Annotated in this window: 9 protein-coding genes; 3 read left to right on the forward strand and 6 right to left on the reverse strand. The window is 55.0% G+C overall.

Annotation, left to right across the window (positions count from 1 at the left end):
• Positions 1-17: 17 nt before the first annotated feature.
• On the reverse strand, positions 18-1,004 hold the full coding sequence (locus Pan181_RS11010; protein ID WP_145246857.1) for an HAD family hydrolase: 987 nt from the start codon (positions 1,002-1,004) through the stop codon (positions 18-20).
• 49 nt (positions 1,005-1,053) lie between these two features.
• Positions 1,054-2,616, reverse strand: coding sequence for an arylsulfatase (locus Pan181_RS11015; protein ID WP_391483980.1), 1,563 nt, complete (start codon positions 2,614-2,616; stop codon positions 1,054-1,056).
• A gap of 456 nt (positions 2,617-3,072) precedes the next feature.
• Here Pan181_RS11015 and Pan181_RS11020 point away from each other — a divergent pair, with 456 nt between their 5' ends.
• Positions 3,073-4,341, forward strand: a complete 1,269-nt coding sequence (locus Pan181_RS11020; RefSeq protein ID WP_231943808.1) for a carbohydrate porin — start codon at positions 3,073-3,075, stop codon at positions 4,339-4,341.
• A 43-nt stretch (positions 4,342-4,384) separates the two neighbouring features.
• Here Pan181_RS11020 and Pan181_RS11025 read toward each other — a convergent pair whose 3' ends face one another.
• Together Pan181_RS11025 and Pan181_RS11030 are read right to left on the reverse strand one after the other, a co-directional pair.
• The gene (locus Pan181_RS11025) at positions 4,385-5,977 is read right to left on the reverse strand and encodes a hypothetical protein (protein WP_145246860.1); all 1,593 of its coding nucleotides are present in this window, start codon (positions 5,975-5,977) and stop codon (positions 4,385-4,387) included.
• A 74-nt stretch (positions 5,978-6,051) separates the two neighbouring features.
• On the reverse strand, positions 6,052-6,597 hold the full coding sequence (locus Pan181_RS11030) for a sigma-70 family RNA polymerase sigma factor (protein ID WP_145246861.1): 546 nt from the start codon (positions 6,595-6,597) through the stop codon (positions 6,052-6,054).
• Positions 6,598-7,258: 661 nt separating this feature from the next.
• Between Pan181_RS11030 and Pan181_RS11035 the strand changes: the two genes are divergently transcribed.
• Positions 7,259-8,377 carry a DUF1559 domain-containing protein gene (locus Pan181_RS11035; RefSeq protein WP_145246862.1) on the forward strand — a complete coding sequence of 373 codons (1,119 nt, stop codon included), beginning with the start codon at positions 7,259-7,261 and terminating at the stop codon, positions 8,375-8,377.
• Between the two features lie 153 nt (positions 8,378-8,530).
• Positions 8,531-11,581 (forward strand): PEP-CTERM sorting domain-containing protein, encoded by a 3,051-nt coding sequence (locus tag Pan181_RS11040; protein ID WP_145246863.1) that lies wholly within the window; start codon positions 8,531-8,533, stop codon positions 11,579-11,581.
• A gap of 960 nt (positions 11,582-12,541) precedes the next feature.
• Here the strand turns inward: Pan181_RS11040 and Pan181_RS11045 are convergent.
• A complete protein-coding gene (locus tag Pan181_RS11045; RefSeq protein ID WP_145246864.1) occupies positions 12,542-14,932 on the reverse strand; it encodes a serine/threonine protein kinase in 2,391 nt (796 codons plus the stop codon).
• A 111-nt stretch (positions 14,933-15,043) separates the two neighbouring features.
• The gene (locus Pan181_RS11050; RefSeq protein WP_145246865.1) at positions 15,044-15,601 is read right to left on the reverse strand and encodes an ECF-type sigma factor; all 558 of its coding nucleotides are present in this window, start codon (positions 15,599-15,601) and stop codon (positions 15,044-15,046) included.
• Positions 15,602-15,621 lie beyond the last annotated feature (20 nt).

Consider the following 15,621-nt stretch of genomic DNA (forward strand, 5'->3'; position numbering starts at 1 on the left):
CAGCTAGATCCACCAAGCTATTTCTTGGGGAACACCTGCCGCCAGTCTTGTTTCATATCGATGAGCAGGAATCCCCGCTCCGGCGCTTCGTCCAGCGCCTTGTTTAACCGCCCGATGTGCGAGTCGCGGTCGTAGGCGACTTCGCGCTCGTCGTCGGTGTGATGAACAATCGCACCGAGCCGCAGGCCATCGCCCGCGGTGGTGTAGCGAAGCATTTCATAATCGCCATCGGAATTGCCAAACGCCGCAATCGGGCGGCGGCCGATGTAGCGATCAATACCAACCGGCTTGCCGGCTTTGTCGTCGATGAAAGCCACCTGAGGCTTTCGAATCAAGGTCGGCACGCCGTCCTGCTCGACATATTCCAATTCAATACTGCTGCCGACTACTTGCTCGGGAGGAATGCCATAAACTTGTTCAGAAAACACACGCATCAGGTCGATGCCGCCGCCCGAGACGATGTAGGTCTTGAACCCATTGGCTCGCAGGTACGCGAGCAACTCGAGCATCGGCTGATAGACGCACTCGGTGTAAGGTCGGTCGTACTTGGGGTGCTTGGCCGTGGCAAACCAGTCGCGGGCGATCTCGGCAAACTGATCGTTGGTCATGCCAGCGTGGGTCGCCCCGATGATCTTCAGAAGCCCTTCGTTGCCGCTAGCGGCCATCGCCTTGAAGTTCCCTTCCAGCACTGCTTGAAAAGGTTGCTCCGTTTTCCATTCCGGGTGATCCGGAGCCATTGCCTTGATGCGATCGAGCGCAAAGGCGAGTTGTACGTACATCGGTTGTTCGGACCACAAGGTGCCGTCGTTGTCGAACACCGCGATGCGATCCGCGGGCGCGACAAAGTCGGGCGAGTCTTTGGTAGTGACCCGTTCGACAAAATCGACGATCGCTTGTTTGGTGGCTCCGTCGTTCCACGAAGCAAGCGGATCGCTGGTGGCAGCCTCTTGCGCGGCCGCGCTAAGGATACATGTGAGAATGGGTAACAAAAACAGCGGCTTCATGGCAATATTCCCACGAGTAAAGAAGAGGCTTATTACGATAGAAAAAGGTCTAGTTCGACCCGGGAGCACCTTCTTGGAGCTTATTCATGACTTCCTCCAAGTTGAAGCTCGCTGGCTTCTGACGTGGGGGGAACTCCTTGAAGGTCTCCAGAAACTTGCCAGTGTACTGCTGAGCGGGAACCAACATATAAGCATGTTCCAGCAGCCAGTCGTAGTAGGTGTTCGACGTAATGTCGGCCTGCTCGTACGGATCCGCATGCAGATCATAGATTTTGGGCACGCGAAGTTCGGTGAACGGCTCGGCCCACACCTGCAGAGTTCCGCGGGCGCGTTGTTCGAGGAACACAAGTTTCCAGTTCTCAAACCGCATACCGACCAACTGGCCATCGTCGTTGAAGTAGAAGAACGAGTTACGAGGCGATTCATCCACTTCGCCGGTCAGGTAAGGAAGCTGATTGTAACCATCCAAGTGAACCTTGAACTCCTTACCAGCTGCCTTGTGGCCAGCCTTGAGTTTCTCGGAGATGTCCGATTCACCCACCGCGGCCATCAGCGTCGGCAACCAGTCTTGGCCGCTGACGATTTCGTTCGAAACGCTCCCTTCCTTGATCTTGCCTGGCCAACGAATAACGCATGGCACGCGGAAAGCACCTTCCCAGTTCGAGTTTTTCTCGTTGCGGAAGGGGCTCAAACCAGCGTCGGGCCAGCTGTTTTTGTGTGGGCCGTTGTCGGTGGTGTAAAGCACGATGGTGTTCTCGTCGATGCCGAGGTCTTCGAGCGTGTCGAGCAGTTTGCCAACATGGTTGTCGTGCTCGATCATGCCGTCGGCGTATTCGGTACGCGAGGTCAGGCCTGGTTTATCCCGACGATCTTCAGCGACGTGCGTGCGGAAATGCATACGAGTCGCGTTCCACCAGCAGAAGAACGGCTTGTCGGCCTTTACCTGACGCTTCATGAAGTCGATCGCAGCTTCGGAGGTCTCGTCGTCGACGTGTTCCATCCGCTTCTTGGTCAGCGGGCCGGTGTCTTCGATGGTTTGTGTGCCATCGGGATTGGCTTTGCACTTCAGCACGCCACGAGGACCAAATCGCTTGAGGAACTCTGGATCGCGTGGGTAGTTGCGATTCTCCGGTTCTTCCTCGGCATTCAAGTGATAAAGGTTGCCAAAGAACTCGTCGAATCCATGCATGGTCGGCAAGAATTCGTCGCGGTCGCCAAGGTGGTTTTTACCAAACTGACCAGTGGCGTAACCGTGCGGTTTGAGCAACTCGGCCAGCGTGGGGTCTTCGGCTTGCAAGCCAAGATCCGCCCCCGGCAGACCGACCTTCGACAAACCTGTGCGGTAGCTGCACTGACCAGTAATGAAGGTCGAACGCCCCGCGGTGCAGCTTTGCTCGGCGTAGTAGTCGGTAAAGATCATCCCACCGTGGGCGATGCGATCGATGTTCGGGGTACGATACCCCACCAGGCCCATCGTGTAAGCAGAGACATTACTTTGGCCGATGTCATCCCCAAAAATCACAAGGATGTTGGGCTTGTCGGCCGCCGAGCAGTGGCTACCCACCACCATGGCAACGACTGCCAGACTGAGCGTCTGGAAGAGACGCATCATGGATTGCCGCATAAGAACCTCCCCTGGGTAAGAAGTGAAAAGCCCCCCTCCACGAAGCCCGACCAGGCAGCGAGAACGCCATGGGGCATTAGGAAGTATAAGGGGATTTTAACGGGTTGCAATGAATTGTGAGCCTAAAGGTCCAGATTCTGGCAGCTTACTAGTTTCAAGATCGTGCGAGTTCCGTTCGCCAAGTCTTTGGTCGAAATAACCTTGGAAATGGGGCATTTAGATCACCTGATTTACCCATCGCTACTCACCTGGAGATAAAGATTCAATGAATGATCTTCACAAAGCGTTCATGTTCGGCCAACGGGCGTGCATTGGAATACAAACCTGTCGTAACGGTTTTACGGATTGATGCAGGTACTGTTTTTTCTGGACCCAAATAGGACCGATACAGGACTTCGGGCTTCTGTAAATGGATCGATTGCCAATCTCGTTTCCAAGGATCGGATGATGAGAACTTCCGTCGCTGTCATTTTTCAATCGTTGATGATTGCTACTGCGATCATCGGCGTGGCAAACGGCCAAGGTGTGTTTAACGATGGCTGCTACTGCGCTGAGACGTTAACCGGCGACTGGTGTGGCAATCGTACCTGCCTGGCAGAGAACGGTATCACGTTCGATATGGACGTGGCCCACTTTTACCATGGAGTGACATCGGGAGGACTCGAGCGTCATTTTACCTACGCAGGACACGGCGACTATGTTACCAATGTCGACTTCGGCAAACTCGGCGTTCAGGAAGGTCTGTTCTTGAAAGTGCGGGCCGAGCATCGCTTTGGAGAGACGATTAATCCTTCTACCGGAGCAGTGCTACCGGCGACGGTACTTGCTGATTTGCCAGTAGCCGACAGTGAAGACTTGATGCTGACGAATGTCTTGTTCACTCAGTTCCTCAACGAGCGAACCGCGGTGTTCTTCGGCAAACTCGACACACTCGACGGCGACGCGAATGCGTTTGCGAGTGGTCGAGGGAAGACCCAATTCATGAACAGTGGATTCGTCGTGAATCCTATCGCGCTGCGAACTGTACCCTACTCGTCGCTCGGGTGTGGATTTCTGATCATGGGCGAGGGTGGCGAGCCGCTCTTCAATTACACGATCATCAACCCACGCGACACAGCAAACAGGGCTGGGTTCGACGAGTTGTTTGCCGACGGGGTGGCGATGAGCGCCGAACTGCGACTGCCGTCGACGTTCTGGGGCAAGCCTGGCCATCATCTGTTTGGCGGCACCTGGAGCAGCCGCGATTACGTCGCCCTCGACCAGGATCCGCGGGTGATCTTTCCCGAAGTGGCGATCAACGAAACTCAAGGCTCGTGGTCGCTGTACTACAACTTTGACCAATACCTCTACACCGATCGCTGTGATCCTAGCAAAGGTTGGGGACTGTTTGGTCGCGCGGGCATTGCGGACGACAAAGCGAACCCAATCGCCTATTTCTTGAGTCTAGGCATTGGCGGTAACAACCCCTACTGTGGCCATCGCAACGATACGTTTGGCCTCGGCTGGTTCATGAGCGGTACCAGCGATCAGATCAGCCCCTTCCTGGAGATTCCCCTAGGTCCCATCGGCGATGGGTATGGGGTCGAAATGTTCTACAACTGCGAAGTGACAAAGTGGCTCAACATCTCGCCAGACGTGCAGGTGCTGATGCCAGCGCGACAGGAAGTAGATCCCGCACTCGTGATCGGCGTGCGTGCGGTGATGCAGTTGTAAGGTTTTGATTCCCCGGTTTATGAGCGACTCTCAAGCGAGAGTGTTACATCCCTACCCAATGGGCCGAAACGCAGATGTCCTGCCAGTCGCTCCGATTCCAGATTTCCAGGCTATCCTCGAATCCGAAATAGGCGTGCTTTTCGGTGCCGCATAGTTGCCGACCAAACGTGGTGCGCCAGGGATCGGTGGGATCATCCTCATAGGAATGGTGGTGCACCTGTAGCAGGAAACGCTGCGGTTGATCCGAGCGGTTGGTGATGACGTAGATCCCGCGATCGCCTGGTTGCTTCTGCCCCTCCACGTAGGGAGTACCTTCATTCACCCAGACGACGCGATTCGTATCAAGCTCGATCAAGCGAATCCGATTCTGCAGTTCGGCGCTACTGCAACACGATAAGATCAAGCGCTCTCCAGGTTTCACCTCGAGGTGCTGTCCATAATCGATATCGTCCACGATCATCCGCTCCACGATAGGAGCAGGCATGTATTCCACCGCGGGATGGGGCAGTTCCATATCCACCTTCGCCACTTCGGGAGTGGTAAAGTGGATGGTTGCGACCATGTCGTTGAAGTCTTTGTCGGAGGTTAGAGTTTCCGACTCTGATTCGTCCGATGGAACGTACACGCGGTCGTCCCAGCCGATCGCCAAAAGGAAATCGGTTTCAAAGCGAACTCGGCAATCGCTCAGATGCCAGGTGCTATCGCTGGGAGTCGATGGCACGATGTGCGAGCCAGCGAACAGAAAGTAGCGAGTGCGGTTGCTGGTGTTGTACTCGGTGCGTTGTCCCACGAGCCCGTGCCGACGCACCGGAGCCTCAATGTTGTTTTCATACAGATTATTAAACGAGGTCCACCCACCAGAAAGCCGCCCCTCGCTGTCGAGCTCCACCATGCTAAGCGAATTCTGGCTCCAGGCCGAAGCGTCGACAAGGATGTCCATCTGCTGTCCTGGTTCGAGAGCAACCAGGTAGCCAGGCTGATCGTTGTCCTGCCCCCGTTCAAGCCAGGCGGTGCCGGTGCACGGGCAGAGACCTTCGGTTGGATTGAGCGTACTAAGGCAACTTGCAAGCCGAATGCTATCGAGCGAACCAGTTCGGGTCAGTTGGCCAAGTATCGAGAGCGCGCGATCATCGCGAACCACCACTTCGCCTTCGGTGGGATTGGATAACGGAATGGCAGCAACGGTGGGAGGAAGAGAAACCGTTGCGACCTGATCTGGAGCACTTCGGAAAGCATAGTAGAGTGCGACAAACAGCGTTGCCGCGATGGCTGAGTAGACACCCCAATACAGGGAGCGTCGTGACGAACCCGAAGTGGCCAGCAATGCGCTTTTGCTAGGAGTGGTTTCAAGGTCTAGCGAAGCAAGGGTCGCTAAGTCTTGGCAACTGAATTCGACTGACTGTTTGCTCGCTGCCTGATCGGGCTTGGTCGCAACTACTGAGCAAAATTCCATGCGACCAAGATCCAGCTCGTTCTGTAGGAGCATTTGCTGGAAAAGAGTTGTCGAATAGTACTCCTGCAACTCTTCGTTTGATTCGATTAGCGCTGCTAATCGCGCCAGCATTTCGTCGTTCGCCTGTTTCTCGGCAATACAGGCGGCGATTTCGCGGATCTGCTGTTTTTCTTGTTCGTACATGTATATGGGAAGTGGTCGGCTTGAATCGTGTTGCAGAGATAATGGCAGCGAAGTGGTGTGAATCGCTACGTATGTTACTCCAGTTCGCGGGCAAGGTTTCGTTCGATGCAATCTTGCAGCAATCGTCGCAGACGCATCAAGTGAACTTTTATCGCAGATTCGGTACGGCCGAGTTTTGCAGCCAAAGCCGATATCGATAGTCCATTCGCGTAGCGATCGCGAAGCAAGCCAATGTTCTCGTCGCTTACCTTCGTCATGCAATCACGCAGGGCGACGCGAGTTTCTATTTCTTGTTCCGAGGTGGTCTCCTGGTTCGCCAAGCGTGCGATCAATGCGTCGCCAAACACGTGACGCTCCCGCTGTTGGTCCCGAAGGAACGACTGAACCTTCCAGTACGCAACTTTTCGCGCCCATGCCGAAAAGTTGGTGCCCGGTTCAAAGTCCGTCGACTTGCGCCAGAGCACAATGTTGGTTTCCTGCAGCACATTCTGCGCGGAGTCGACATCGCCAAGGAGCATGGTGATGTAGTGAAGCAGTCGAAATTGTTCGCCTGTCAAAAGCTGAACAAAGGCTTCGCTGGCCTGAATGGGGCCGTCGGGGGGGATTTGTTCGTCTGGCATCAGTCGGGTTCTCGGGCAACGTGAAGACTCAACCGGAGTCGCCTGCGTAGGGGAATCAACCGGCAAACCGAAGGGGGCCTGTACTACTTAGTTGTACTCGACAACGTGGTCCAGTTGAACACTCACTGAACTTTGTTTGTCCATATCTGTCTCTGAGGTGTTGGGGGGGAACGCTGGTCGGAGACACGCCATCGAGTGGACGTTCATCGTGGTCGTTAGTCGATTTCGGTTACCATTCGATCCGCACAAAATGCCGAGCGAAAAGTGCCAAAATCCGCACCATTTGAAGCGTCATTGCCACGTTTGTGGTAATCCGATGAAGTGAATAGCCAAATAAACCTGAGAAAGACTGTAACGAATCGCAGAAAGCGGGAATATAAAGGCACACAGGCGGAACTGTGGATAACGATTGACCCTTCATGTGGTGGGCATTCGTGTTCTGCGTTCCATGGGGATGCAGAGCAAGGAGTGCCATAAGTGAGGTGCTCGGTACTGATGATTTCCGCCGGTGTCTCAAACACCATGCTGGTGATACAGAATCGATTTATGGGCCGTTAGTGCTGCGGCCAGCGTGTTAGCGATTGTAATTTTTTTTCTTTAATTACAATTGAAGCATCGCGTAAGTAACTAGTGTTTGTTCCGAACCCTATGGGAGCAGGGAATGCAGTTTTTATTAGCAGGGAGCCTTCGTAAACAGTCCGAGAAAGTGCAAAGCTTCTCGGCAATCCGCCGCCCTGCATTTACGTTGGTTGAGTTGCTAGTAGTGATTGCCATCATTGGCATCCTTGTGGCCTTGCTGCTTCCCGCCGTGCAAGCGGCTCGAGAGTCGGCGCGTCGCGCCCAGTGCATTAGTCAGCAAAAGAACCTTTCGTTGGCCATGCTGAATCACGAATCGACCTATGGCAGTTGGCCTTCATCGGGTTGGTTCGGCAGCTGGACCGGCGACCCTGACCGCGGTAGCGGACCCGACCAGCCAGGTAGCTGGATTTACTCAATCTTGCCGTTTGTCGAGCAAGAACAATTGCACGATCTTGGTACTGGTCTAACTGGTGCTGCACGTTCGCAAGCGTTTATCACTCGTGATTCAACTCCATTGCCGATCATGAATTGCCCGAGTCGTCGGCAGCCTCGACCTTATCCCTCGTTGCTGGGTGGATCGCTGTCGGGCAATGGCCAAGGGGGCGTGATCAGCTACGATACCGAGCAACAAGCTCGTTCCGACTATGCGGTGAACGTTGGCGATGTTCCCCGTTCGGACCTCGATTGCCAGGCCATTTCGCCTCGCAACTACACGACTACTCCTGCGGGCTGGCCTCCTCGGGTGACCTCGTTCAGTGGTATTTCGTACTGTGGTGCCTCGGTGAAAATTCGTAACGTCACCGACGGTATGAGCAAGACCTTTGCCATCGGCGAGCGTTATCTGCCGGAATCGAAATACGAAACCGGCGACTGGATTGCGGACGACTGGAGCATGTATACAGGCTTCCAGGACGACACCGCCCGTTCGACTTTCTATGATGGTTTGCTACCTACCCACCAACCTGCACCTGATTCCACTGTGCAGGATGACTTCAAAGAAACCGACGCGATCTGGAACAACCAAAAGGTACGGGTTGAGCCATGGCGCGAGGTATTCGGAGGTCCCCACCCCGGTGGTGTTGTCATGGCGATGTGCGATGGTTCGGTCGATCTGGTGGAATACGACATCGATCCACAGGTTTACCGACGCATGGGCCATCGCAGCGACGACGGTGAAAACGTCGTATTTAAGAGAAGGTAGTTGGTAGTCGTAGACACCAATCAATCCATTTATCGGAAATGAAACCACCTCCCTATTGGAGGAGGCCGGTTTCGACGCACAAAGTGCGCACAACTTGTCGGGCGGCAACATCTAATCACAACACTGTTCATTGACTTGGCTAGAGGATTTTTAATGATGAGTCGTTCACTTTCTTTGCTCCTGATGGTTGGGGTGCTGGGATTTGCTTGCGAGCAGACCGCCCTGGCCTTGAATGTGCTTACTCCTGGCGACCCGATTATTGCTATCGATGAAGATTCTTATTCTTCTTTAAACAGTAGCTATCCCGCAGGCGAAACCCCGTACTATCTGTTCGACGATCTGTACATGGAAGCAGATGCGACGAAGTACCTAAATTTTGGCGAACTGAATACCGGTTTTATTATCCAGCCGCAATCGAGTTCCGTGATCCAGAGTTTTCGTTTGGCTACCGCGAACGATGCCTCGGAACGCGATCCCATGTCGTATGTGCTCTATGGCACGAACGACTCGATTGCAAGCACAGACAATAGTGCTGGCAATTTGGAGAGCTGGGAGTTGATCTCTGAAGGTGATCTGAGCCTTACTGAAGATCGCTACACTTTTTCCGATGCTTACACCTTCAGCAATACGACTTCTTATTCTGCTTATCGGATGATCTTTCCGACCGTTCGCAACTCGGCTGCTGCCAACTCGATGCAGTTGGGTGAGGTCGAGTTGTTGAACAGCAGCGGTGTCGATATTACCACCAGTCCCAACTTGGTGTTGGCGGTACAAGAAGCTGAGTATAGTTCTTACAGCGGATATCCCGCTCTTGAGAATCCGCCATTGGCGATCGATGGCGACATCACTACGAAGTACCTCAATACGGATGGTCCCAACAGTGGCTTCATTGTTACTCCCTCTAGGGGATCATCTGTAGTCGAAGGATTTCGGGTCACGACCGCGAACGATCTTCCTGAACGCGATCCTAGCTCGTGGGTGCTGTATGGTACGAACGACGAAATTACCAGCGAAGACAACAGCGTTGGTGATAAGGAAGACTGGGTATTGATCGATCAGGGAACTCTGTCGCTCCCCGACAATCGCTTTGCCGCTGGTAGTGTTGTGCAAGTAGATAACGCGAGCAATACCGCCTACACCTCGTACAAGATGGTGTTTCCCACGTTGAAGGGTAACAACAATCTCATGCAGATTGCTGAATTCGAATTATTCGAAGACGATGCAGCGACCGTGGTGATCGATCGCGCGACGGGTGCCGTTTCGATTCGCGCAGAATCGACCGTGACGATTGGAAGCTACGAGATTGCTTCGGCGACCTTCGGGACGCTAGATGCTTCGCAGTGGACGCCGATTGCCACAGCTGGTACCGACCCGGATGACACTTGGGTGGTCGATGCCCAATCACAAAGCACGGGTATTGCAGAAGGCATGACTGCAGGAGGAGCCGGTAATGGCCTGACCATCACTGCAGGTAACTCCGTCAATCTAGGCGATCTGTTCTTGCTGACTCCTTACGACGACATCCGCGTGTTGATTTACGACGAATCTGGCGAGTTGATCTCGCAGAGTGTCGAGATGACCGGCAATGCCATTATCGCTGGCGACTACGACTACAACGGCAGCATCAACTTCGATGACTATCAGATCTTCCTCGAAGGATTCGGTGGCTACTATCCCAATCTTTCACCAGCCGAAGCTTACTTGCTAGGCGACCTTGATGGCGACCTCGATTCGGACATCGAAGACTTCATTCTGCTAGCACGTGCTGCTGGTGGTATTGATGCCTTGATGGCCCCCACTTCGGTGCCTGAGCCTTCGTCAATCGTGATGCTGGTTTTGGCAGGTGCTGCTGCCGTTGGTTATCGCTCCCGTCGGTGGATGGCTGCTACCTTGCTGTTCGGACTCGTTGCTTGTTTCACCGCCAGCGATGCGATGGCCGTGAGTTACAGTAACCTTGGTACGCCGAGCGGAGAGTTCGGCATTCAAGCTTCTGAGACCGCTCGTTATGAAGGTGGTGAGTACAAAATTGCGGACTACTTGTTCGACGATGAGTTCCTGGATGTCTATGGTGTGGATTCGGAATTGTTCAATTTCAATTACAACAATCCTGATCCGGAAGTGGTAGTTGGCAGCCAGTACGTCAGTGTCGGCGCGACTCCGAAGACGCTTTTCTTCGATTACGGTTCGACAGTTTCTTCCAACTCGTTTGCCTGGGCACAACGTTCGGGGGCGATTCCCGATGCCGACCGCGTTGGTTCGTTTGAGTTCTGGTTCAGCGACACCCCTTTTGGTGCGAGCAATAACGAAACCCCCGCAACCGAGCCCGATTCGGTGTTCGCGCTCGATGGCGACGATGCTCGTGCTTTGGATAGCTATATTCGTCCCTATCCCTTGAACAACGATTACAGTTTTCAGTACGTTGCGATGCGGATTACAGTGGCTGAAGTTTCGGCCGAAAACGGTAATACTAACATCGGCGGCAGCGAGTTCCGCATGCTTAGTGGTCCCTCGCCGGTGGTGTTGGAAGTCAACCGCGGAACCGGTGAGATGACGCTTCGCAACAACGGCAGCAATGCCCAGTCGTTCAACCTGCGGGCGATTGAGATTGAAAGCCAAAGCGGGAGCCTCGACTCGACCGAGTTCGATGGTTTGGGCGGGAAAGCCGGATTCCCTGCTTCTAATTGGACCGTTGGTGGTGGCTCGGACGACTACTTGATTACGGAATCGCAGTTCAACGGTACTTCGACTTTGGCGGCGGGAGCCTCCATTTCGCTCGGCGTGGGGTACAACGTCTATATCGGCGCTGAAGACCTTAGTTTGCGATTCGCAGAAGAGAGCCTTGGCGACTACGACTTTGTCTCCGACAGCTACGGTGTGCCTCACCTGTTCGACGGTGTGGTTCGTTACGTCGGTGTGGCTCCCACTGGTGATTTCGGTGACTTCAACGCCGATGGCGTTGTCGATCTCGGCGACTACACGGTGTGGCGCGACAACCTGGGCGGCAACGCCTCGACGCTCAACAACAATGGCACTGGTGGCACCGTGTCGATGGCTGACTACGACCTGTGGAAAGCCAAGTTTGGCACCGTCTACAGTGGTGGTGCTGTTGCCACGACTGCAGTGCCTGAGCCAGCCGCCCTGGCGTTGTTGGTCGGTGCACTTGGTCTAACCATGATTCGCAAGCGTCTCGCTGCAAAAGTCTGAAACCTATGAGTTATCGACTGGCCTTACCTGCCTTTGCGGTGATGCGTTCGGCGGGGCAGCCCGAACAAGTTGCCGCTAGGTAGGCGTTCGGCCAAGTCAACGACCGCTCCCATGCTCAGCATGGGAGCGGTTTTTTTATGCGCAGAAGGCGAGGCACCAGCGACCGAGACAGAGTCTTGATCGTGTGGGTGCCTCGTTGTATTTGCCACTCGCGATCGTTCGGCCTCGGGCGAAAGGGCGAAGCAATTTCGCCGCTAGACAACTTTTCGCTGGAAATTGGCCACCTGTGGTGGTCTAATGAACAGGTAATGAAGGCTGCCGGCTTCTCGCTATCGGCTGTTGGCTTTTTTAGGATTGGAGGTGATTGCGATGTGATACTTGCGAGGAACTTTAACCCTTTAGCGACGCGCAGGCGAAGGGATGCTTGCGTGGGCGCTGGCTGCTGCGCGGTTGTTAAAGCTGTAGGCTCTAAGCTTTAAGCTGCAGGCGAGATTCTTCAGTCGCTGGAAGCTCCCGTCAGGATGACATTCCGCATTCCGCAATCCAAAATCCCCAATCGTATCTCCTCCCCAAAATAGTTTCCCATGGGTGGGAATCTATTTTGGGCAACTATCGCGGAGGTGTTGATGCAACTCACTACAGGCAAACGACTTGCGATTGTTTCCCACAGCGAAAATAGATTCCCATCGGATGCGTTTTGGGAAATGGGAATCTATTCGAGCCCGAAAACCCCTGGTTTTGCAGCGGGGGCGGAGATTCAATTTTCCCATCGGTGGGTAAATTGGGAAGCTATTCGTGAGCGTTGGGAATCTATCCCGCCTGGAGTGGGAAGATTGGCTCCCTGTGGGGACCTGCGGAATTGGGTGGATCAGGGAGTCGCAGGAAAGGATCGATCAATGAGGATACCAAATGCCGACTTGTGTGCTATTAACTATCGCGATGCTTGTGCGGCTTGGTTGCCTAAACTTCGTCGCTCAGCACCGCTCGGATGTAGTCCTGGTAGTTCTGCAGACGTTCGTCCTCCGCAGGAAGCTGTCCTTCGATCAGCAGGCTGGCCTCCCGGCGCAGTACCAGAAATTCAACCCAGTCGAACCACGGGATCGGGGTATTACCCAATTCTCCCGACACCATTTGTTCCGCCCAACGATCGTAAGCTCGATTCGTGCGTTGCATGGCGTTGCGAGCTTCCTCCAAGTTGCCTTGCCGAAAATAGGCCATCGCTAAAACCGGTTCGCACATGCCATGGCCGGGCCAACCTGGATCGTTGTCGGCTTGTGTCAAATGCTCGATCGCCTGGGCGTAGTCGCCAGTTCGCAAGTAGGCCATGCCGTTTATGTAAGAGCTTACCGCACCCGGCATGTGGAATAGATCGAATTGATGCGGTTGATTGTCTCGCGGCGGGCCACCCCGGTCCTTGCGAGGTGGTTCGCGGCGATGCCCGCCATCGGAGGAAAATTCGCGCATGAAGTCTTCGAAAAAATCATTGTGCGGCGGCCGTGGAGGACGCTGCTCTTGTTGTTCCGTTAACTTTTGGGTGGCTGCCAGTACTAGCTTCGCTTGATCGGTCTCAAGAGGGGTCACCAAACAGGCGCGAATGTCGCCTAAGTGAACCGTCTGGTCCTTCTCGATCATCCGAAGGTACTGCTGCTGCATTTTGAGATAGGTTTCCCAGTCTTCTTCCGATGCAAAGAGTGCAGCGACACCCATCCAAGTTGGTCCTGTCGGCTCGACCCCGAGTGCGAGAGCCGCCTGGTAGTCGCGTGAGGCTTCGTCCCAAAGACCAAGACGGACATAGAACGACGCCCGCCCGAGCCATCCCACGTAGTACTGCGGTTGAACGGTTACCGCTTGATCATAGTCGCTGCTAGCGGCCGCCCACTGCTGAGCCAGTGTGTTGGCATCGGCGCTGGCGAGCAGCGTGTTCGCGCGAATCAGTGTTTTGTTGAAATCATCAATCTGGACATAAGCATCATGGGCTTCCTGCCGCGCGTCCTCGGCATCGAGCAGCGCCAGCTCTTTCTCGTTACGCTCACGCGTCGCGCGCAAGGCTTGCCATGCGCTGACGCCGGTGCCGAGCATCATCGAAGCAACTACCAGCGTGGCCGTGGTAATTGCGACTTTATGGCGTTTGGCGAAGCGACGCAGCAGGTAGCTTCGACTGGGAGGGCGAGCATGCACCGGCTCGACGTGCAAATAGCGGAGGACGTCTTCGGCCAGCGCATCGGCGGTTTCATAGCGGCGAGTGCGGTCTTTGTCGATTGCCTTCATCACAATCCAGTCCAGATCGCCCCGCACGATAGCAGGAAGTCGAGAAGGATCGCTGCGACGGGTTGCGGAGACGGTGGTCAGTCGCTCGCCGAGCGTAGACAGCCGAGCACTCGGAATGGGTGGTTGCTCTTCGCGAATGATCCGCCGAACTTCATCGATACCTGCGGAGCCGAATCGCTGGCTGTCGAATGGAGTCGAGCCAGTGAGCAGTTCGTAAAGAATGACCCCCAGCGAGTAGATGTCGCTCCGCGTGTCGACATCCTGGCTGGTCATCTCCGCCTGTTCCGGGCTCATGTACAAAGGAGTGCCGATGAGTGCCGTGAACCGTGTATAGATGGTCTTGTCGGTCATGCTCTGACCGATGGCCTTGGCGACTCCGAAGTCGATTACCTTGGCAACGGGGGCTCCATCGTGCAGGGTTACGAGTACGTTCGATGGTTTCAGGTCGCGGTGAATCACCCCTTTTTGGTGAGCGTGCTGCACCGCCCGGCAGACGGTAATGAACAACTCAAGCCGTTCGGTAGGGCTCAGCTGGTGCTGATCGCAAAACGTAGTGATTGGTACCCCGCGCACCAGCTCCATAACGAAGTACGGCCGGCCGGTCGAGGTGGCTCCCCCATCGAACACCCTGGCGATGTTGGGGTGATCCATCAGTGCGAGCGCTTGCCGCTCGGCTTCGAAGCGGGCGATCACTTCGCGCGTATCCATGCCAGGCTTGAGAATCTTGAGTGCGACCCGCCGCCGGATCGGAGATTGCTGCTCGGCAACGTACACGATACCAAACCCACCTTCGCCGATTTGTTCGAGCAATCGATAGGCATCGATGGTGGTATTCAAGGGTTCAAATTCAGAAGCGTAGTCGACTGTATCTTCGCGAAGTCGCTCCAGGAGCCCTTTCGAGAATTGAACCGCAGGGTGGTCGAGTGGGTTGTCGGCCCGGTCGTGTGCTGCGAGCAATTGCTCCACCGATTCGCGCAGCGTCGCATCTGCACCACACGCTTTTGCCAAATAGGCTTCGCGCTGCGTGGCGCTGGTGAACTCGAGTGCTTCGAGGAATATCGACTTTTCAGGCGATGCTGGCATTCAATGACTTACATCCGCGGAAGAAGACACGCTGCAGATACCTTCCTGCAATGCGCTGTACCACTTATAAAATGCGATAAGAATCGGTGGCAAGGGCCAAGAATCGCAAATTTAATCGTCGAGTTCCCGTCGCAGCCAGGCCCGCCCGTAGGACCAGTTGCGTTTCGCAGTGCGAGAGGAAATGCCGAGAATTTCAGCGGCTTCTTCAATCGTCAGGCCGGCGAAAAACCGCAATTCGACCAGGCGAGCGAGATCCGCATCTTCGCGGGCGAGCTTGGTGAGGGCTTCGTCCAAAGCGAGCAGCGTGGAGTGGTCGGTCGCGGCGACTTCCGCCATTTCGTCGTCCAACTCACAACGGATGCGCTCCCCGCCCCGCTTGGCAGTTGACTTGCGTCGCGCATTCTCGATGAGTATGCGACGCATGGCTATGGCGGCCGCGGCGAAAAAGTGGCCCCGACTATCCCATTGGGGAGTGTCGGTGGTTCCAACCAGCCGGAGATAAGCTTCGTGCACCAAAGCTGTCGGCTGCAACGTGTGGCCGGCCGCTTCTTGCGACATACGTCTGGTGGCCAATTGACGTAGCTCGGCATAGACCAACGGCAGCAATTCGGCGGCTGCCTGCTGATCGCCCTGCTCGATTTTATAGAGTATCTGGGTTACGTCCGACATAGAGGTCCATCATAGCTCTA

This window comes from Aeoliella mucimassa (assembly GCF_007748035.1).
Lineage (GTDB): Bacteria > Planctomycetota > Planctomycetia > Pirellulales > Lacipirellulaceae > Aeoliella > Aeoliella mucimassa.